Annotated in this window: 22 protein-coding genes and 4 pseudogenes; 18 read left to right on the top strand and 8 right to left on the bottom strand. The window is 35.4% G+C overall.

The genetic code is table 11. The features are described from left to right. Positions 1 to 251: 251 nt before the first annotated feature. The gene (locus OZZ83_RS13140) at positions 252 to 485 is read left to right on the top strand and encodes an addiction module antitoxin (protein WP_002295764.1); all 234 of its coding nucleotides are present in this window, start codon (positions 252 to 254) and stop codon (positions 483 to 485) included. Beyond that, on the top strand, positions 482 to 889 hold the full coding sequence (locus OZZ83_RS13135; RefSeq protein WP_002307501.1) for a type II toxin-antitoxin system death-on-curing family toxin: 408 nt from the start codon (positions 482 to 484) through the stop codon (positions 887 to 889). Before OZZ83_RS13140 ends, OZZ83_RS13135 begins: the two co-directional genes overlap by 4 nt. 450 nt (positions 890 to 1,339) lie before the next feature. Here OZZ83_RS13135 and OZZ83_RS13130 read toward each other — a convergent pair whose 3' ends face one another. The 5 genes and pseudogenes from OZZ83_RS13130 to OZZ83_RS13110 form a co-directional block, all read right to left on the bottom strand. Continuing rightward, positions 1,340 to 1,849, bottom strand: a complete 510-nt coding sequence (locus tag OZZ83_RS13130) for a hypothetical protein (RefSeq protein WP_002295345.1) — start codon at positions 1,847 to 1,849, stop codon at positions 1,340 to 1,342. A 140-nt stretch (positions 1,850 to 1,989) separates the two neighbouring features. After that, complete coding sequence (locus tag OZZ83_RS13125) at positions 1,990 to 2,340, bottom strand: hypothetical protein (protein WP_002290348.1); 351 nt, start codon at positions 2,338 to 2,340, stop codon at positions 1,990 to 1,992. Then, positions 2,333 to 3,654 (bottom strand): annotated as a pseudogene (locus OZZ83_RS13120) (Y-family DNA polymerase). The gene OZZ83_RS13125 and the pseudogene OZZ83_RS13120 overlap by 8 nt, the downstream one beginning before the upstream one ends. A gap of 568 nt (positions 3,655 to 4,222) precedes the next feature. After that, positions 4,223 to 4,363 (bottom strand): hypothetical protein, encoded by a 141-nt coding sequence (locus OZZ83_RS13115; protein WP_002343078.1) that lies wholly within the window; start codon positions 4,361 to 4,363, stop codon positions 4,223 to 4,225. 18 nt (positions 4,364 to 4,381) lie between these two features. After that, the gene (locus OZZ83_RS13110) at positions 4,382 to 4,909 is read right to left on the bottom strand and encodes a hypothetical protein (protein ID WP_224446568.1); all 528 of its coding nucleotides are present in this window, start codon (positions 4,907 to 4,909) and stop codon (positions 4,382 to 4,384) included. A gap of 89 nt (positions 4,910 to 4,998) precedes the next feature. On the opposite strand from OZZ83_RS13110, the gene OZZ83_RS13105 reads away from it, so the two are divergent. The 7 genes and pseudogenes from OZZ83_RS13105 to OZZ83_RS13075 all read left to right on the top strand — a co-directional run. Beyond that, positions 4,999 to 5,679, top strand: a complete 681-nt coding sequence (locus OZZ83_RS13105; RefSeq protein WP_002319817.1) for an IS6-like element ISS1N family transposase — start codon at positions 4,999 to 5,001, stop codon at positions 5,677 to 5,679. A 164-nt stretch (positions 5,680 to 5,843) separates the two neighbouring features. Further along, on the top strand, positions 5,844 to 6,224 hold the full coding sequence (locus OZZ83_RS13100; protein ID WP_325066087.1) for a hypothetical protein: 381 nt from the start codon (positions 5,844 to 5,846) through the stop codon (positions 6,222 to 6,224). 130 nt (positions 6,225 to 6,354) lie between these two features. Then, positions 6,355 to 7,305, top strand: a complete 951-nt coding sequence (locus OZZ83_RS13095) for a magnesium transporter CorA family protein (RefSeq protein WP_002303241.1) — start codon at positions 6,355 to 6,357, stop codon at positions 7,303 to 7,305. Between the two features lie 517 nt (positions 7,306 to 7,822). Then, positions 7,823 to 8,278 (top strand): tyrosine-type recombinase/integrase, encoded by a 456-nt coding sequence (locus OZZ83_RS13090; RefSeq protein WP_002303240.1) that lies wholly within the window; start codon positions 7,823 to 7,825, stop codon positions 8,276 to 8,278. Positions 8,279 to 8,675: 397 nt separating this feature from the next. Then, positions 8,676 to 9,488, top strand: a pseudogene (locus tag OZZ83_RS13085) (DNA topoisomerase); the annotation flags it as partial. Beyond that, the gene (locus OZZ83_RS13080) at positions 9,483 to 9,647 is read left to right on the top strand and encodes a hypothetical protein (protein WP_162010749.1); all 165 of its coding nucleotides are present in this window, start codon (positions 9,483 to 9,485) and stop codon (positions 9,645 to 9,647) included. The pseudogene OZZ83_RS13085 and the gene OZZ83_RS13080, both read left to right, overlap by 6 nt. Beyond that, positions 9,587 to 9,709 (top strand): annotated as a pseudogene (locus OZZ83_RS13075) (zeta toxin family protein); the annotation flags it as partial. The gene OZZ83_RS13080 and the pseudogene OZZ83_RS13075, both read left to right, overlap by 61 nt. Before the next feature lie 561 nt (positions 9,710 to 10,270). On the opposite strand, the gene OZZ83_RS13070 reads toward OZZ83_RS13075, so the two are convergent. Both OZZ83_RS13070 and OZZ83_RS13065 read right to left on the bottom strand, forming a co-directional pair. Then, the gene (locus tag OZZ83_RS13070) at positions 10,271 to 10,777 is read right to left on the bottom strand and encodes an HAD family hydrolase (protein WP_002305103.1); all 507 of its coding nucleotides are present in this window, start codon (positions 10,775 to 10,777) and stop codon (positions 10,271 to 10,273) included. A 4-nt stretch (positions 10,778 to 10,781) separates the two neighbouring features. Continuing rightward, entirely contained in the window at positions 10,782 to 11,549 is a 768-nt protein-coding gene (locus OZZ83_RS13065) for a DeoR/GlpR family DNA-binding transcription regulator (RefSeq protein ID WP_002290556.1), read from the bottom strand. Between the two features lie 488 nt (positions 11,550 to 12,037). On the opposite strand from OZZ83_RS13065, the gene lacA reads away from it, so the two are divergent. The 9 genes from lacA (at position 12,038) to OZZ83_RS13020 (ending at position 19,735) form a co-directional block, all read left to right on the top strand. Next, positions 12,038 to 12,463, top strand: a complete 426-nt coding sequence (gene lacA / locus OZZ83_RS13060; protein WP_002290555.1) for a galactose-6-phosphate isomerase subunit LacA — start codon at positions 12,038 to 12,040, stop codon at positions 12,461 to 12,463. 16 nt (positions 12,464 to 12,479) lie between these two features. Next, positions 12,480 to 12,995: a galactose-6-phosphate isomerase subunit LacB gene (gene lacB / locus OZZ83_RS13055; RefSeq protein ID WP_002290554.1), complete on the top strand. Its 516-nt coding sequence runs from the start codon at positions 12,480 to 12,482 to the stop codon at positions 12,993 to 12,995. 10 nt (positions 12,996 to 13,005) lie between these two features. Further along, the gene (gene lacC / locus OZZ83_RS13050) at positions 13,006 to 13,938 is read left to right on the top strand and encodes a tagatose-6-phosphate kinase (RefSeq protein ID WP_002290553.1); all 933 of its coding nucleotides are present in this window, start codon (positions 13,006 to 13,008) and stop codon (positions 13,936 to 13,938) included. Between the two features lie 2 nt (positions 13,939 to 13,940). Then, positions 13,941 to 14,921, top strand: coding sequence for a tagatose-bisphosphate aldolase (gene lacD / locus OZZ83_RS13045; protein WP_002290551.1), 981 nt, complete (start codon positions 13,941 to 13,943; stop codon positions 14,919 to 14,921). Positions 14,922 to 14,948: 27 nt separating this feature from the next. Beyond that, positions 14,949 to 15,266: a PTS lactose/cellobiose transporter subunit IIA gene (locus OZZ83_RS13040; RefSeq protein ID WP_002290550.1), complete on the top strand. Its 318-nt coding sequence runs from the start codon at positions 14,949 to 14,951 to the stop codon at positions 15,264 to 15,266. Continuing rightward, positions 15,266 to 16,972: a lactose-specific PTS transporter subunit EIIC gene (locus tag OZZ83_RS13035; protein ID WP_002290549.1), complete on the top strand. Its 1,707-nt coding sequence runs from the start codon at positions 15,266 to 15,268 to the stop codon at positions 16,970 to 16,972. Before OZZ83_RS13040 ends, OZZ83_RS13035 begins: the two co-directional genes overlap by 1 nt. 141 nt (positions 16,973 to 17,113) lie before the next feature. Then, on the top strand, positions 17,114 to 18,520 hold the full coding sequence (gene lacG / locus OZZ83_RS13030) for a 6-phospho-beta-galactosidase (protein ID WP_002290548.1): 1,407 nt from the start codon (positions 17,114 to 17,116) through the stop codon (positions 18,518 to 18,520). 22 nt (positions 18,521 to 18,542) lie between these two features. Then, the gene (locus tag OZZ83_RS13025; protein WP_002305107.1) at positions 18,543 to 18,815 is read left to right on the top strand and encodes a DUF3884 family protein; all 273 of its coding nucleotides are present in this window, start codon (positions 18,543 to 18,545) and stop codon (positions 18,813 to 18,815) included. A 20-nt stretch (positions 18,816 to 18,835) separates the two neighbouring features. Next, positions 18,836 to 19,735: an aldose 1-epimerase family protein gene (locus tag OZZ83_RS13020; protein ID WP_002303235.1), complete on the top strand. Its 900-nt coding sequence runs from the start codon at positions 18,836 to 18,838 to the stop codon at positions 19,733 to 19,735. 471 nt (positions 19,736 to 20,206) lie between these two features. Here OZZ83_RS13020 and OZZ83_RS13015 read toward each other — a convergent pair. Further along, a pseudogene (locus tag OZZ83_RS13015) lies at positions 20,207 to 20,327 on the bottom strand (IS3 family transposase); the annotation flags it as partial.

The following is a 20,327-nucleotide window of genomic DNA, read 5'->3' as shown; positions in this document are numbered from 1 at the left end:
TTTGTCAATTGGTATGCTATATTTTTTTTGGAAAACACAAATTATGTAAGGTTCTATATAATCATATAAAATAAATGGTATATATAAATAGGCGAGGGGATAGCAGTTTGTATTCTAAAAATTTTTTTGGTTTTTCTTAATTCTATAGAAAGAACAATCTTTCTATAGAGTTAGACATGAGAGGGACTACGATTGATTTAAAATCAATAAGCGTATATACTGTATATACAAACAAAAAAGGGGAGAAGACTATGGCAATCAAAGAAAGAAAATTCAGAGAAGTAGGGAATTCAGTAGTATTAACTATTTCAAAGGAGTTTCTTAAAGAAAATGGGTTAAATCCTGGAGATACGGTTTTTTTAGATGAAGAAAAACTTCGAGCAGCAATTACAAAAAAACAAACCTTATCTGATGAGATCGATGTAGCAATATCTCAAGCATTAACTGAATATGATACTACTTTTAGAGAGCTTGTCGATAAATGAGTGTTCATTACCTAGAAGCCAAAGATGTTATAAAAATGAATGTGATCCAAATAAAAAAATACTCTCCTAATGAACCCATTGGTGTAAAGGACGCGAATGCTTTAGAAATGTGTGTAGGACAACTTCGAGCCTCAGCTTTTGGTGAAGAGGTTTATCCTTCGATTTATGAAAAAGCAGCTATCCTACTTATACAATTGATAAAGAAACATCCTTTTCATAATGCAAATAAACGTACTGCTTTCTTAGCTACTTTTGTCTTTTTGAAAATCAATGGACAGCTTTTAGCTATTGATCAAAAAGATGCTGTAAATTTAGTGGTATATATTGCTACATATGATAAGGATTTTGACCAACTAAAATATGAAGTGATCAACACTATAAAGACACATACGAAACCCATTTAAGGAGTTGCTGTATGTGTCTTTATAGTGTTATTAGCTGCTATAGCGAAATAATTGAAGTAAATTACAAATAGCTATAATTCAAATCCAACTATACAGAAAACGTAAATTTTCTATATACTTGGATATGCTGGAATGTTTAAGAGAATAATTACATTTCTAGAAAATACAATAAAAATTACAGGATAATTAGCCATATCCTACCTCCTCTAGCAGTTGCTCAAAAGTTAGCACTAAGTAACTTCTTTTTTGTTGCTGGTAACAATTTATCAATACTAAAATAGCTTTTAAGTATCTAATAAATACTAATTTTAAAGCTCTTAATTATTATGAAACACGATATAACAATATTGCTATATCGTGCTATTGTGATATTATACATTTGAAGACAGCGTATTCTTGTTCTAATATCAGGAATTTTTTATAAATATCAGTCATATTAAGACTCAAAATTTATTGGTATGTTCCTCTGTATAGAGTTTGACCGTCTACCATTATATAGCAATTATTATCATTGTTGTCTTGCACCAATATACCGTTAAGGGTAGCACTAGGAGTAGTAACAATCACTGGAAACTCATGAGAAAGCTCGGTCATTTTTCCTGTTCTGCTAGAATCGTGTTCTATTGTCAAGCCATTTACTATAAACGTGAATACTTTACTTCCTATTGTTATAGTAGCTTTTTGAGAAACAGTTTCTGTAGCTGGAGCTGTGCTTCTTTCCGAATTTGTTAGGGTTTCACTGGATTCATTGCTATAAACAATTGTAGAGGATTCTACGGCTTCTTGAGTGTCCACGTTGGTACTGCTAGCTTCATCTAGCTTCCTTTTGTATTGTTCGTTACTGATTGCTAAGCTTTCCCGTTGGTCATCAAGCTTATTCATTTCTGTAATGGTATAAAATAATCCTCCTGCTAGTGCTATATTAACAACTAAACTAACCGCAAATAATACCTTTTTCATTCTTCCTTCTCTTCTTTCTCTTTTTGTAATTCCTTACTTTTGGCTCAAAAAGTCACTTATTAAGTTTATACCAACCGAAGCTAAATATTTGTATATAACTATACATGTTATATACTTTAGCTCATATTGCTGGATAATGTTCATTCTAGTCGACTCCACTTATTATCCTGGTAAAATTCAATGTGCCGTATTTCGTCGTAGTGAATTTTGTCTTTTCCAACGTAGATTCCCAGCTCATCACTACCTAAGATCTTTCCAACAATATCGTATGGATAGTATCCTTCAGCGTTTCGTTCTTCTTTTTGGATACATACTGATCTATTTTTTATGACTGCAGCGTTCAATACTTTCACAATATCTTCAGTCGTCATTTGTTCTTTTGCCAAATTATGATTGGTACGTTGCTCATTGTCCGCATCGATCTCTTCAGTATGATCAGATAAATAAAACCCTGCCCACTTTAAACGACCACGATCATTGTAATCAATCATTTTTAATTCCCCCATTTCCGCCCGCATGACCACCAACAAGTGTGCTTCTAGTAATGCTTCTAGCGCCTTCTAACATTGAAGAAGCATGTACAATCGACGTAAAACCATATTTTTGCCGAATCTTGTCAATAATTTTATCTAAATTTTCTTCGTCAATTTGCTTTTGTGGATCACTAAATAAATCCAGCTGAAGCGAATCAGTATAAAATAGCTTGCTGTAAGTGATTCCGACGTGGCGGACTTCTTGTCCTTCATAATACTTATCAAACAAGAAAAGACAATAATTCTGCAATTCCTTTGTATTGTCTGTGATAGGGATTTTCATCTGGTGTGAGAACCCTGGTCTCGTTTCTAAGATCGATGTACCAATGTTTAAATGGACACATCCTGTTTTACAATTATGCTGTCTGATACGAATGGCTACTTGTTCCGCCATTTCTTTTACAACCAGCTCGATTTCATTTCTTCTAGTATAATCACGTGGCAACACTTGTGAATTACCATAGGACTTTTCTTTTGTCGGTTCTGGTGGGATTGCTATATCTGTTCGATCGATCCCATTAGCATGGAAGTACAGCTGTAAGCCAATCACACCTAGTCTATAATCGTATAAGGATTCCAGTTAGCAAGATCTCTAATGCTCATAATCCCCATCTGATTGATTCTTTTCTTCATTCGAGAGCCAATACCCCAAAAATCCGTCATTTCAGGAATATTCCATACTTTTTCAGGAACGTTTTCGTACGTCCATTCCGCAACAAATCCTTCATTATGCTTTGCTTCATTGTCTAAGGCTAGTTTAGCCAAAAGGGGATTATCGCCGACGCCTACCGTAGCAATCAATCCTAGCTCTTCTTTAATATTCTCCTGGATCATTTGAGCCAGCTTCTTTCTCCGTTGACTTCGTGTTCCTTCAGTCGTAAAAAGGTTCAGTGATCTGGTCACTTTTAAGATCGATTCATCGATCGAATAGATCAATAAATCTTCGTCTGCTACATATTTTCTAAATATATTGTTTACCTGCATGTTTCGCTTAATATAGAGATTCATGCGTGGTGAGACGACATGTAACGTTTTAGGAAATGGCTGAGGTAGATCTCTTGGCCTACTGACATTAGAGATCCCATATTTTTTCTTTGCAGCTGGTGAAGAAGCTAAAATCAACCCTGATCCTGTATTATCCGCTCGACTCATGACGACTAATTCAGTCGTTAATGGATCTAAATTCCTTTCTATACATTCGACACTTTCGTAAAAGCTTTTCATATCGATCAAAAAGTAATCATTTACTGGCTCTTTTGAATAATCCATCATAAATAACACTCCATTCGTTACAATTATACAAACATATGTTCTCGTTTGTAAAGAAGGAATGTTTAAATGAACAAAAAAAGATTCAAATTGTTATTACAAGCAGTTTAAACGGATAACTAACCACTTATCAGATTTTAAATGCGTTAGAGTCTTCATATATCAATAAATACAGACCAAAGCTACTTGATTCACTATAAAAAAACCCGAACTTCCTTTTTAAAAGTTGTTCGGGTTTTATAACTTTCATGACGAACTACTAACAAGTAGACTTTTTAATTTTTGCCAGTCTTCAGGATACAATCCATGCATTTCATACTTATTCGCCAATTCCGTTATTTCTGCAGAAGACTTCGTATAAAGCTTTTTTAGTCCTAGATATTCATAATATTTTTCTTTTGGATAGAAGGCTTGAAATGTGCCATCAAAACAATAGTCCTGATCCTTAAATTCTATCCAAGCATGAAAAAATTCACTTTTTTGAAATTGGCCAATGCAATAAATAGCTTCTTTGACATCTCGTGCAAATTTTATACTTTCTACGAAGCATTTATTTGGTTGTAGTCTTTTTTTATTTTGTCCTGATAACTACAGGAACGGCAATCTCGATTTTTTTCAACCGAATTTTCTCTTGCTTCAATGCCTGGTACCTTGTGGAATATGGTAGTTTTAAAACGTCTTTTTCTTTCTGTTCGTACGCTACTTTATTCATAATATTCACCTGTCAAAATTAATATCCATACTCTACTGTGTTGATTTTCCAAATTGAATCTTCTTTATTTAAAGTTACAACCAAAGCAGGTTTTCCACTCATATTAGATAACAGTAACGAATTAATTGCAGGATTGCTGAAAATGACAGACATATTTTGGTACTTGTGATCATTTAATTGTAATGATTCAGCTATTGGATCACTTTCTTTGTTTTTTATTTGACTCTCTAAGATAGAAGAGTCAAATGTATACGAATTGTTTGTTGGACGAATATTATCGTTTGTAACTTCTATTTTAGCAACGTTCTCTCCTTCAGAATCTATGCGATTTATCTTCCAACTTTGACCATCAAAAACTATAGTATTTCTATCAATATAAGCATTCACGTAACCATTGTCTTCAGTCTTTACTTCTCCCCAATAATGTCCAGTGTATTGAGCTAAGAAAAAGAAGTCTATCGGATATTGAAAAGGTGTGTGTTGATTCATTCTTTCAAATTCTTCCTTGATATGTTTCAATGCTGTTTTTGTATAATAATTTTCCAACCCTATTTCTTTATCGGTTCTGTTGCAAAGTTTTCCAAAAAATCTATTTTAGTGTAAAAATTGAGAAAAAAGACAGAGAGGACAGAGTAATGAATCATTTTAAAGGCAAACAATTCAAAAAAGACGTCATTATTGTCGCTGTTGGTTACTACCTGCGTTACAATCTAAGCTATCGTGAAGTTCAGGAATTGTTATATGATCGTGGAATAAATGTTTGTCATACTACGATTTATCGTTGGGTACAAGAGTACAGCAAAGTCCTCTATTATCTTTGGAAGAAGAAAAATAGACAATCCTTCTATTCATGGAAAATGGACGAAACCTATATCAAAATTAAGGGACGTTGGCATTATCTTTATCGTGCAATTGATGCGGACGGCTTAACCTTAGATATCTGGTTACGAAAGAAACGGGATACGCAAGCAGCCTATGCTTTCTTAAAACGACTCCATAAACAGTTTGGTGAGCCGAAAGCAATTGTGACCGATAAAGCACCTTCTCTTGGCTCCGCCTTTAGAAAGTTACAGAGTGTGGGTTTATATACTAAGACAGAGCACCGAACTGTGAAGTATCTTAACAATTTAATAGAACAAGACCATCGACCTATTAAACGACGAAATAAATTTTATCAAAGTCTCCGTACAGCCTCTTCCACGATTAAGGGCATGGAGACCATTCGAGGAATATATAAAAAGAACCGAAGAAATGGAACGCTCTTCGGCTTTTCGGTGTCTACTGAAATCAAGGTATTAATGGGAATAACAGCCTAAGATATTTGGAGTTCAGAGAGGGCGCGTTTGATTTTCAAACTTCGCAACAGAACCGATGACACTATCGTTCTTCATCAACGTAAGTTAGATTTGTTGAAAGAGCAGAAAAAAGGATTTCTACAAAAAATGTTTGTTTGATATTTTAAATAGAAAAGAGAGATAAAGTGAAGTTTTTAAATTTTTTTAACTATAAATATTTAAACTGGGTATTATATGGTATTACATTATTTTTTATTATTTATTACTTTTTTACCGATGATGATATTTTTTTAATTTTAGCAATACTTTTTCTTGTTTCATCTAATTTTAGTGATAACTTAATTGAAGTTCTTACAGAACCAGAAATTCGGTCTATGACGGATGAAGAACAACAGATTATTAAAGCTATGATTTCGGAAAATAAGAAAGACGTAGTAGTTATCAAAAAGATTAGAGAGTATACAAATTTAGGTGTTTTACAAGCCAAAAAAGTATATGAAAAAAAAAAAAGGGTCTATAATTACAAATTAGATAATACATTAGAAGCTGGAGACAAGATTGTCTAGATAATGTGTGAGATAAAATTTTTGGCAGGTTATCATACATAAGACAAAATGTTTTTAAAACTGATAACGTATTTATTCCACAACAATTACGCATTTATTTCTGAGAAAAATATAAAGCAGGAGGATTACAATGCTGAAAACTTATTCCTTAACAAAAGATACATTATTAGTTTCGTCAGAATCAAATATCAAAAATTCTTCTGTTGTTTATGTTTATGGTGACGAACGAGAATATATCGAATCTTCTGAACATAAATATGACTTTAAAATAGGCAATATACTAACGTTTGATGATCGAGTTGCATATGACACGATGATAGATAAGAACGATGAAAAAAGTTTGCTCGTAAGTTTTTTGTTTCCCGAGGTACATGAAGGTGGGCATCTAGATACCCTGACGACATCTGTTGTTTTCTTGGTATTTAAAAATAAGTTGATAATTTTTACAAAACAAAAATTAAAATTCATTCCCGAACTCTTATCCAATATGGTTTTACGTGATGTCAATCATTTCGTGGAGGAAGTACTTTTAAAGATCATGCAAAAAGATTTCTATATGATGCTTAACGACCTTCGTGGAGTCAAGGAAAAAATTGATGATTTAGACTCAGAAATATCAACGTCCGGTTCACTCAAACCAACGTTTGGTGATTTATTGACTCTTCAAAAATACATGATAGCTTTGTCAACAACTTATAAAGCTAACCATAAAGCGCTTGATTTCATTAAAAAAAATTTCACAACTATTGACGATATTGATTTTAGTACTAAAAAAATAATTGATGATTTATACGATACAAGTGATACAATGGATAGAATCATTTTAAGTTACAGCCAATATTTGGACAAATTGGAAAATATGATAAACAATATGATTTCGTATCAGCTAAACATGATTATGAAAACCCTAACCGAGATATCAATTGTTTTGACTATTCCAGCAATTATTTTTGGCTTTTGGGGAATCAATGTCCATGTCCCGTTTGAAAAGTCTTCTTATGGTGTTTTAGCCGTATTGATTATCTCTGCTATACTAAGTCTAATTTGCTGGCTTTTGATGCGACGCAAAACATATTTGTAAAGTATTTGTGATACCCTAATATGATTTAAAGCAGAATTTCTTTGTTGACTTTTTAAAAGGCTGATTCCTTTCAATAATTTAATAGCTTCAGCGGCTGCTCAGAAGTCAATAAATTGGACTATTTTTATTCAGTTACTTAGGCAACATTTGAGATACGATTGCGATTATAAAAATTGATATACCAACCAATGGCTGCTTGGAAGACTGACATATTAGCCTCGATATCATCGAATAACTAAATACAGAAAAATACAATAAATATTATCAAACTAGGGACTATACTAGAAAACATCAGTACATTCCTTAACTCAGGGTCTATAATTAGAAAATCGCCCCTTTGAAAACTGATTAAAACAGCCCCCATTATCTAGTGACTAGATAATGGGGGCTGTTTTTTTGTTAAGTGATATAATAAACCATAAAAGAAGTTTAGAAATACGGTCCTGGTCATCAATAAATAAACAATTTAATTAATTATTTATTTAATTATTTAATTTCAGAAAGGTATACATGAATCATGGTGCAACAAATTGTCCTACCCATCAAAGACTCCAGCGTCTTAAAGATGGTACAAGATACACTTCTCGATAGTTTCCGTGCTGGTCGCCGAAATTACACCGTTTTTCAAGTTGGTAAGGCCACGCTACTACGTGTGAGTGATGTCATGACATTAAAAAAATCAGATGTCTATAATCCAGACGGCTCTGTCAAAAATGCAACCTTTATTCATGATAAAAAGACCGGTAAAGCAAACACGTTATATTTAAAGCCTGTTCAGCAAGACTTGTTGCAATATCATGATTGGCTGGCCCAAGAAAATATCAATTCTGAGTGGTTATTTCCCTCGACAGCCCATTATGATCTTCATATCACTGAGAAGCAGTTTCATAAGGTGATGGCGCATGTTGGTGATCTCTTAGGAATCAACTTGGAAGACAAAGAGAAAAAATTGCGAGTCAGAAAACCGTTTTGAGATATGAACAGCATTTGCCTTCACGCCTTAGCGATTTTAAATAATAGCCTTGAAAGTGATTATGGAAAAGCCCTCTACGCTCAATGCAAAATTGACGTAGAAACTATTTTTGATCGATTGAAAGGTGTATTTGGTATGTGAAGAACCCATGTCAGAGGCAAGAACGTTGCACCTACTGACATTGGAATGATGCTTATGAGCATGAATCTAACCAAATTATCCCTTGAGGCTAGAAGAAAAGCGGAAGCTTTTCAACACAAAGCAGCCAAAAATAAAAAACGCGACGAAGCAATCACATTTATGATTATTCATCGCGTTTTTTATATTTAGAGCTAGTTATTTGCTAGACCCACTATTTACAGATGAAACGTTTATCACCTTTGGTTTTGGGCATTTAGTGGAATTAGCAGAACCAGGTCATTATGACGAAAAGTGGCAAAATTGGAAACTTGAATCTTTGCCGATTTTTCCTGATCGATACGATTTTGAAGTTGCAAAAGATAAGGGAAAGCAGTTTAAAATTGTTGCAGAACTTCTCAAAAAGGCAAATACAATTATTGTTGCAACAGATAGCGACAGAGAAGGTGAAAATATCGCCTGGTCGATTATCCATAATGCAAATGCCTTTTCAAAAGATAAAACATTTAAAAGACTATGGATCAATAGCTTAGAAAAAGATGTGATCCGAAGCGGTTTTCAAAATTTGCAACCAGGAATGAATTACTATCCCTTTTATCAAGAAGCGCAAACACGCCAAATTGCCGATTGGTTGATCGGCATGAACGCAAGCCCTTTGTATACGTTAAATTTACAACAGAAGGGCGTACAAAGTACATTTTCACTAGGACGTGTTCAAACGCCCACCTTATACCTTATTTTTCAGCGCCAGGAAGCCATAGAGAATTTTAAAAAAGAACCTTTTTTCGAGGTGGAAGCTAAGTAAAACAAGGGTCATTTAAGGGCGTTCTAAGCCCCACACAGCGTTTTAAAACCCAAGAGGAGCTTTTTAGCTTTTGTTTCTTCTAAACAAGCTAAAATAGGCAATCAAGAGGGGATAATTGCTGATGTTCAAACCAAAGAGAAGAAAACGAATAGTCCGAGTTCGTTTTCTTTAAGTAGTTTGCAATCAAAAGTCAATCAGCTTTATAAAGCGACAGCGAGCCAAACTTTAAAAGCTATGCAAGGACTGTATGAAGCAAAATTATTGAGTTATCCAAGAACAGATACACCATTTATTACAGAGAACGAATTTGCTTATTTAAAAGCGAATTTTGGCAAATATAGCGGTTTTTTAGGACTTGATCTTGAAATGTTGTTATCATTGATAATGATACGTTCAAACAACAGCACCCAAATTTTGACGAATTAGTGAAACTCTATGAAAAAGACGTAGTAAAACATGCAACATCCTATTCTAATCAGCTGGTAAAGCTTAATTAGGTTATATAAGCTTGAAAATAAAGGGTTTGTCCAATATGGACAAGCCTTTTTCTTATGTTTTGCCACAGATTTGCCACACTTATTGTGTAAGAGTATCAAGGATAGGTATAATTTGATACTTTGTTTTTTTAGTGATGTGCAAATAAATTTCTGTTACACGACTACCTCTAGAATGCCCTACACGGTCTTGAATTGCTTCTAGGGGTATTCCTTACTCTGCTAAGAAACTAATATGCGTATGACGGAATATATGGGTCGTAATATGTTTATTAAAACTAAGTTTATTATCAATATCAATTCCTGCTCGTTTTGGATTACCTTTTCGATTTAATTTTCCATTTTCAGGTGAGTTGAGGAAATTGTTAAGGACACTATAATGAAGAGGTGTTCCATTATAGTCGGGTTTATGACGACTTTTGGAAGTAAAAATCCATCCATTATCTTTATAATCAGGATTGAATCTCATATGTTGGTGATTTAACTCAATTTCCTCTTTAAGAATTTCTATAGCCCTTTTAGATAATTGGACATTTCGGTAACTTTGTAAGTTTTTTACATTACCTTCATAGCTATTTTCTGCAGCTCCTCCGTGAGTGGACTGACTAATGATGATATTTTGCTTTTCAAAATATTGATAGGCACCAATATTTTGGAGTTTCGACTCTGTAAGTCAACAGGGCCATTAGTTAGAATACCTATTGGGATGCGGTTTTTATGTAGAGCCAGCAGTAGTTGATGTATCTCAGGAATCATCGTAATCTGATCGAGTTCATATTCATAGTCAGCTTGGAAGTCTAGAGCTTCTGTCCTAGAAATACTATCGATGCCAAATTCTTCCATAGTCTTCTGACAGCGAAAAATTCTAAGCTGCTCAATACTGATGAGTTTTTTCGTGTATTTAGGAAAAGCAACATCAGACCAATATCTGAAACGTTTGTAAATGTTATCTATTTGTTGGATATCAATCGTTGGAAAACATTTCTCAACGCTACGTTTAAAGGGGAGTTGATGGTCATAAAGAGTGTCATCAAGGTCAAAAACAATATTTTTATAAGTCATAATTCTAGTCCGCTTTTAAAATAGTAGTGTACTGGCTAAATTCCTCTAAGTGTTGAGGGCTAATCTGGTTATCTGTAATGATGGTATCGAGTTGATCTAGATTATAGAAGTTAAAGAAATCGTATCGATCGAATTTAGTACTGTCTACTAATAAGAATTTTTCTACAGCATTGTTTAGGGCAAGTTGTTGAATCACACCTTCCTTGTCACTATATGTAGCAATAGAATTATGGGTAACAGCATTTGCACTAACAAAAGCTTTGGCAAATCTAATTGCTTTTAAATTTGTCGAAGCCATTGAACCTACAAAAGCTCCAGTTATTTCTCTATATTCACCGCCAAGAAGCAATAAATCAATGGTTTCGCTATCATTTAGAATCAAGAACACAGGGAGACTATTTGTAATGACACGAATTTTATAACCTTTACGACCTTTCAATTCTAATGCCAGTTGTTCAAGTGTAGTTCCAGGTCCAATAAAAATAGTATCGCCATCTTTGATTAAAGAGCAGGCTTTTTTAGCAATGTCAATTTTTTCTTTTGTATTTAGACTTTTCTTCTCGATATGTGTCTTTTCAAGTGGCTTTTTAGAGGAAAGCAATTGTGCACCACCATGAGTACGTGTTAAAAGTCCATCAGCTTCTAGAGCATCAAGGTCTCTACGGGCTGTCATATCGGAAATATCTAGTTCATCTATTATTTCTTTTATGGTTATGGTCCCATCAATCTTTAACATATCTAAAATTTTTTCTAATCGTCGTTTTTTGTTCATATGAAGACCCTTCTTTCATAAAGTAATTTTTTTCCAAAGATAATTCTCTTTTAATTGTATCATAAAAGACAATATTTTCAAGGTAAAACAAACAATTTCAAACAAAAACAAATGTTAGATGATGAAATAAGAACAGAGGATTGACGTATATTAGCTTAGGTCAGATTTTGTATAAGACGAAAATAAAGTAGGACCTCTTAATCAGTAAGTTATAGAAAGTAAAAGACTTTTGTAATACTTGAATAGATATTTCACGTCCATTTTGTGATGGATTAAATGAACAAAAATGAACAATAATTTAACGGTGTTATCTATTTTTTAAAAAAACAAATAAAAAAAACAAAAAATAAACAAAAAAGTGTTGCTTTTTGTTTGAATGCTTGATATTATATAAACAAAGAAATGATGAAAACGTTTTTTCGAACATTTTGCAAAATGTTTTCTACTTCTACGTAGCATTTCTTTCTAAAATTTAGGAGGTGGTCAAAATGGCTATTGTTGTTGGTGCAGATCTCAAAGGTACGAGATTAAAAGATGTTGTGAAAAATTTTCTTGTAGAAGAAGGTTTTGAGGTAATTGATGTGACTAAGGACGGACAAGATTTTGTTGATGTTACCTTGGCAGTTGCCTCTGAAGTAAATAAAGATGAGCAAAACTTAGGTATTGTAATTGATGCTTATGGAGCTGGTCCATTCATGGTAGCAACTAAAATTAAAGGTATGGTTGCAGCAGAAGTTTCAGATGAACGCTCAGCTTATATGACACGTGGACATAACAATTCACGAATGATTACGGTTGGCGCTGAAATCGTCGGTGATGAGCTTGCTAAAAACATCGCTAAAGGTTTCGTCAATGGTAAATATGATGGCGGACGTCATCAAATCCGAGTAGATATGCTTAACAAAATGTGTTAAGAAAAGGAGTTAAGGAATGAGAATCGCAATTGGATGTGACCACATTGTCACAGATGAAAAAATGGCAGTATCAGAATTCTTGAAATCAAAAGGACATGAGGTCCTTGATTTCGGGACATATGACCACGCACGTACTCACTACCCTATCTATGGTAAAAAAGTCGGTGAAGCAGTAGTAAGTGGTCAAGCAGACTTGGGAGTATGTATCTGTGGTACAGGTGTCGGCATTAACAATGCAGTCAATAAAGTTCCAGGTGTTCGCTCAGCGTTGGTTCGTGATATGACATCAGCTATATATGCAAAAGAAGAGTTAAATGCGAATGTTATCGGTTTCGGTGGAAAGATTACTGGTGGTCTTCTTATGAATGACATCATTGAAGCTTTCATTGAAGCTGAGTACAAACCAACAGAAGAAAATAAAAAATTGATTGCAAAAATCGAACACGTTGAAACACATAATGCACATCAAGCAGATGAAGATTTCTTTACAGAATTCCTTGAAAGATGGGACCGTGGTGACTACCACGATTAAGGTATAACAAATGATTCTGACAGTCACACTAAATCCTTCAGTAGACATCTCTTATCCTCTAGAAACATTGAAAATTGATACAGTGAATAGGGTGAAAGATGTTAGTAAGACAGCTGGTGGAAAAGGCTTAAATGTTACTAGAGTCTTGTATGAATCTGGTGATAAAGTTACTGCTACAGGTTTCTTAGGTGGTAAAATTGGTGAATTTATTGAAAGCGAATTAGAACAATCTCCTGTTAGTCCAGCTTTTTATAAAATCTCAGGAAACACTAGAAACTGTATTGCTATCTTACACGAGGGTAACCAAACAGAAATTTTGGAACAAGGACCAACAATTTCTCATGAAGAAGCAGAAGGCTTTCTTGACCACTATAGCAATCTTATTAAACAATCAGAAGTTGTGACAATTTCAGGAAGTTTACCTTCAGGACTTCCCAACGATTATTATGAAAAACTTATCCAACTTGCTTCGGATGAAGGAGTAGCAGTCGTTTTGGATTGTTCAGGTGCACCTCTTGAAACAGTTCTAAAATCGTCGGCTAAACCTACTGCCATCAAACCTAATAATGAGGAACTTTCACAGTTGCTTGGAAAAGAAGTAACAAAAGATATTGAAGAACTCAAAGACGTTCTTAAAGAGTCACTTTTTAGTGGTATCGAATGGATAGTGGTCTCATTAGGTCGAAACGGTGCCTTTGCAAAACATGGTGATGTTTTCTATAAGGTAGATATTCCTGATATCCCAGTTGTTAATCCAGTCGGATCAGGGGACTCAACGGTAGCTGGTATTGCATCAGCTTTAAATAGTAAAAAAAGTGACGCTGACTTATTAAAACATGCGATGACATTGGGTATGTTAAATGCTCAAGAAACAATGACAGGGCATGTGAATATGACTAATTACGAAACACTAAACTCACAAATTGGAGTAAAAGAGGTATAAAAATGGTACTTACAGAACAGAAACGCAAATCTTTGGAAAAAATTTCAGATAAAAACGGTGTTATTTCAGCTTTGGCATTTGACCAACGTGGTGCTTTGAAACGTTTGATGGCACAGTATCAAGATACAGAACCAACTGTAGCTCAAATGGAAGAACTAAAGGTTTTGGTTGCTGATGAACTTACAAAATACGCTTCTTCAATGTTGCTTGACCCTGAATATGGACTTCCAGCAACAAAAGCATTGGATAAAGAAGCAGGTCTTCTTCTTGCCTATGAAAAAACAGGTTATGATACATCAAGTACAAAACGTTTGCCTGACTGCTTGGATGTTTGGTCTGCAAAACGTATCAAAGAGCAAGGCGCTGATGCCGTTAAGTTCTTGCTTTACTATGATGTAGACAGCTCAGATGAACTTAACCAACAAAAACAAGCTTATATTGAACGTGTTGGTTCTGAATGTGTCGCTGAAGATATTCCTTTCTTCTTGGAAATCCTTGCTTATGATGAAGAAATCTCAGATGCAGGTTCTGTTGAATATGCAAAAGTGAAACCTCGCAAAGTCATTGAAGCGATGAAAGTTTTCTCTGATCCACGCTTTAACATTGATGTTCTTAAAGTAGAAGTACCAGTTAACGTTAAATATGTCGAAGGTTTTGCTGATGGTGAAGTAGTTTACAGTAAAGCTGAAGCTGCTGACTTCTTTAAAGCACAAGAAGAAGCGACTAACCTTCCATACATCTACCTAAGTGCAGGTGTATCTGCTAAATTGTTCCAAGAAACATTGCAATTTGCTCACGACTCAGGTGCCAAGTTTAATGGTGTGCTTTGTGGACGTGCTACTTGGGCAGGATCTGTAGAACCTTACATCAAAGAAGGTGAAAAAGCAGCACGTGAATGGTTGCGTACTACTGGATTCGAAAATATTGATGAACTTAACAAAGTTCTTGTTAAAACAGCTAGTCCATGGACTGATAAAGTATAGTAAAAACATAAAACGGAGGATATTGTTATGAACAGAGAAGAGATGACTCTCTTAGGGTTTGAAATTGTTGCTTATGCTGGAGATGCTCGCTCTAAACTTTTAGAAGCGCTTAAAGCGGCTGAAAATGGTGATTTCGCTAAGGCAGATAGTCTTGTAGTAGAAGCAGGAAGCTGTATTGCAGAGGCTCACAATTCTCAGACAGCTATGTTGGCTCGAGAAGCTTCTGGGGAGGAACTTCCATACAGCGTTACCATGATGCATGGTCAGGACCACTTAATGACTACTGTCTTATTAAAAGATGTGATTCATCACCTCATCGAACTTTATAAAAGAGGAGCAAAATAATGCATAAACTCATTGAACTTATTGAGAAAGGGAAACCGTTCTTTGAGAAAATCTCTCGAAACATCTATCTTCGTGCTATTCGTGATGGATTTATCGCTGGTATGCCAGTCATCCTTTTCTCATCTATCTTTATCCTTATTGCCTATGTCCCAAATGCTTGGGGATTCCACTGGTCAAAAGACATTGAGACCTTCTTGATGACTCCTTATAGCTATTCGATGGGTATCCTAGCATTCTTTGTTGGTGGTACTACCGCTAAAGCTTTGACGGACTCAATGAACCGTGACCTACCTGCGACCAATCAGATTAACTTCTTATCTACGATGCTAGCGTCTATGGTAGGGTTCCTTTTGATGGCAGCTGAGCCTGCAAAAGAAGGAGGCTTCTTGACAGCCTTCACGGGAACAAAAGGTCTTTTGACAGCATTTATTGCAGCCTTTGTGACAGTTAATGTTTACAAGGTCTGTGTGAAAAATAATGTTACTATTCGTATGCCTGAAGAGGTTCCACCAAATATCTCTCAAGTATTTAAAGACTTGATTCCATTCACTGTAGCGGTTGTTCTCCTTTATGGATTTGAACTCATTGTTAAGGGAACTCTTGGTGTAACCGTTGCAGAATCAATCGGTACCCTTCTTGCTCCTCTCTTCTCAGCTGCAGATGGTTACCTTGGAATTACACTTATCTTTGGTGCTTATGCCTTCTTCTGGTTTGTTGGTATCCACGGTCCTTCAATTGTCGAACCAGCAATCGCTGCTATCACTTATGCCAATATCGATGCCAACTTGCATCTTATCCAAGCTGGACAACATGCAGATAAAGTTATCACTTCTGGTACTCAAATGTTTATTGTTACCATGGGTGGAACAGGAGCTACATTGATTGTTCCATTCTTGTTCATGTGGATTTGTAAATCAGAACGTAACCGTGCCATCGGACGTGCCTCAGTTGTTCCAACATTCTTTGGGGTTAATGAGCCAATCTTATTTGGTGCACCAATCGTATTGAATCCGATTTTCTTTGTACCGTTCATTTTCGCTCCGATTGTCAACGTTTGGATCTTTAAATTCTTTGTTGACACATTGAACATGAACTCATTCTCTGCCAACCTTCCATGGGTTACTCCTGGTCCGTTGGGAATTGTACTCGGTACTAACTTCCAAGTTCTATCATTTATCTTAGCCGGACTCTTGGTAGTTGTTGATACTATCATTTATTACCCATTTGTTAAGGTATACGATGAACAAATTCTTGAAGAAGAACGTTCTGGTAAAACAAACGATGCTCTTAAAGAAAAAGTAGCTGCAAACTTCAATACTGCTAAAGCAGATGCCGTTCTTGGAAAAGCAGGCGTTGCTAAAGAAGATGTAGCAGCAAACAATAATATCACAAAAGAAACTAATGTCCTTGTTCTTTGTGCAGGTGGAGGTACAAGTGGCTTGCTTGCCAATGCCTTGAACAAAGCAGCAGCAGAATACAATGTTCCAGTCAAAGCGGCAGCGGGTAGTTACGGTGCTCACCGTGAAATGTTGCCAGAGTTTGACTTGGTTATCTTGGCTCCACAGGTCGCTTCAAACTTCGATGATATGAAGGCTGAAACGGATAAATTGGGCATTAAACTTGCAAAAACTGAAGGAGCTCAATATATCAAATTGACACGTGATGGACAAGGTGCTCTTGCATTTGTTCAACAACAGTTTGATTAATAAATTTGTAAAAGTTATTTGAGACGAGATTATTCTTTCAATTCCTTATAATATTGTTAACCATATCATTGCATTTCATTTCCTTGGTTTCCGGAACTCAGAATATCGTCTCAAATGCTTTTTTTGAAAGGATTTATAGTTATGACTAAAACACTTCCTAAAGATTTTATTTTTGGTGGTGCTACAGCTGCTTATCAAGCAGAAGGTGCGACTCACACGGATGGTAAAGGCCCAGTTGCATGGGATAAGTATCTTGAAGACAATTATTGGTACACAGCAGAGCCTGCAAGTGATTTTTACCATAAATATCCTGTTGATTTAGAATTAGCTGAAAAATATGGCGTTAATGGTATTCGTATTTCAATTGCCTGGTCTCGTATTTTCCCAACTGGCTATGGCGAAGTAAATGAAAAAGGTGTTGAATTCTACCATAATCTTTTTGCCGAGTGCCACAAACGTCATGTTGAGCCATTCGTGACTTTGCACCACTTTGACACACCAGAAGTTCTTCACTCAGATGGAGATTTCTTAAACCGCGAAAATATAGAACACTTTGTAGATTATGCCGCTTTCTGTTTTGAAGAGTTCCCAGAAGTAAACTACTGGACAACTTTCAATGAAATTGGCCCAATTGGAGATGGTCAATACTTGGTTGGTAAATTCCCTCCAGGCATTCAATATGATCTTGCCAAAGTCTTCCAATCACACCACAATATGATGGTTTCTCATGCACGTGCTGTGAAATTGTATAAAGATAAAGGTTATAAAGGCGAAATTGGTGTAGTACATGCGTTGCCAACCAAATACCCTTATGATCCAGAAAATCCAGCAGATGTTCGTGCCGCTGAGTTAGAAGATATCATCCATAACAAATTTATCTTGGATGCAACCTACCTTGGACACTATTCAGATAAAACGATGGAAGGGGTCAACCACATCCTAGCTGAAAATGGTGGAGAACTTGATCTTCGTGATGAAGACTTCCAAGCACTTGAAGCAGCTAAAGATTTGAACGATTTCCTTGGTATCAACTACTACATGAGTGATTGGATGCAAGCCTTTGATGGTGAGACTGAAATCATTCACAATGGTAAGGGTGAAAAAGGAAGTTCTAAGTACCAGATTAAAGGTGTTGGTCGCCGAATCGCACCAGATTATGTGCCTAGAACGGATTGGGACTGGATTATTTATCCTGAAGGCTTGTATGACCAAATCATGCGAGTGAAAAATGATTATCCAAACTACAAGAAGATTTACATCACTGAAAACGGTCTTGGATACAAAGATGAGTTTGTAGATAATACCGTTTATGATGATGGTCGTATTGATTACGTGAAGAAACACTTGGAAGTTTTATCAGACGCAATTGCGGATGGTGCAAATGTTAAAGGTTACTTCATCTGGTCACTTATGGATGTCTTCTCATGGTCAAACGGATACGAAAAACGTTATGGACTATTCTATGTAGACTTTGACACGCAAGAACGCTATCCTAAGAAATCAGCTCATTGGTATAAGAAAGTAGCAGAAACTCAAGTGATAGAGTAATATTACTTGAAAATGTAAAAAATTGTTATCCGATACTTTAGAAAAAGTACAACACTTATTTAGACCAGGCTTTGAAAAGGTATATATTGTTAGTTTCGAAGATTGTCCTATGATTCCTGAGCTTGAAGCTACCCCGTTGCTAAAATGTGGTAAATGGTATGTTTCAACTGGAAAAGAGTGGATTTGCCATTCTGATTTAGAGTTATCAGCATTTGAATGGGAATTTTTACAATCACTCGATGTAGAAATACGTGAGACTATTCACTTCGAGGTAAATTATTTGCCTTTCCAATAATAAAAAGAAAGGAATTAGTTGTGACTATCGAATTAAAAAACGAGTATCTTACTGTTCAGTTTAAAACACTTGGTGGTCAACTGACTTCGATTAAAGACAAGGATGGGATAGAGTATCTCTGGCAAGCTGATCCAAATTATTGGAATGGACAGGCGCCTATTCTATTTCCTATCTGTGGTAGTTTACGAAATGATTGGGCTATTTATAGACCTCAAGAAAGACCCTTTTTTACAGGTCTTATTCGTAGACATGGTTTTGTTCGAAAAGAAGAATTTATTCTGGAAGAAGTCAATGATAATAGCGTGACCTTTAGTATTAAACCAAATGCTGAGATGCTTGATAATTACCTATATCAGTTTGAACTGAGAGTTGTTTATACCTTGAATGGTAAATCAATTAGAACCGAATTTCAGGTAACGAACTTGGAAATGGAAAAAACAATGCCTTACTTTATTGGAGCCCATCCAGCATTCAATAGTCCTTTAGTAGAAGGTGAAAACTATGAGGATTATTATATTGAATTTAGTGAGGTTGAGTCTTGCTCGATACCAAAGAGTTTTCCTGAGACAGGATTATTAGATTTGCAAGATCGGACACCTTTTTTGGAAAATCAAAAAATTCTCGATTTGGACTACTCACTTTTTTCCCATGATGCCATTACACTTGACCAGCTCAAGTCTCGTAGCGTAACGCTTCGGTCAAGGAAGTCTGGTAAAGGTCTTCGAGTAGATTTTGATGATTTTCCGAACTTGATTCTGTGGTCTACAACTAATAAAAGTCCATTCATTGCTTTGGAACCTTGGAGTGGTCTCTCCACTTCACTTGAAGAAGGTAATTTCTTAGAAGATAAAAGACAGGTAACGAAAATTTCACCTCAAGAAACTTCTAGAAAAATCTATGATATTACTATCCTTAATTAAAATTTGTTATTATTTGAGTCTTCAATAAGATTTGAATACTCTTACCTTGTGATGATAGATTGGTCTTCTCCGTGCCAGTCTTACATCGCAAGGTTTTTAAGTTTTTTGTGGGTCTATGTCAACTGTAGTGGGTGACGAAAAGCTAATATCTAAAGACAGTCTGGTAGTAAAAAATAAGATTATTTACTACTTCTTGATTTAAAATAATAGTGGAGCCATTAATTTGTGGCAAATTTAATTTAATATTTTGCCTCAAATTAGCCACACTTTTTATAGAACTAAGAGGAAAAATGAAATTTTCTTCCTATTAATATAGTTGTTTGAAATCTTAAATATAGCGTTTTGGAATGGCAACAGTTTTTTTGAAAAATTTTATAAGGTGCAGAACTTCTTTCCGTATGCTATTCCGATTGTCCTTGACAATGAGCCTCCTCGGATGTGACGATCTTCGGCAGGAGCTAACAATTAAAGTTAGACTGCCTCGCTAGCGTTAGCACATCCGAGCTCATTATCAAGGATTCGCTGCGCCAATCTCTGGTTACGGTAACCAACCGGTGTCTCGTAGCCAAGTGTACCGTGCAACCGAAGGTGG

This window comes from Enterococcus sp. E5-162 (assembly GCF_035725965.1).
Taxonomy (GTDB): Bacteria; Bacillota; Bacilli; order Lactobacillales; family Enterococcaceae; genus Enterococcus_B; species Enterococcus_B lactis.
The sequence above is the reverse complement of the archived record's forward strand: the minus strand, read 5'-3'. Positions and strand labels throughout refer to the sequence as shown.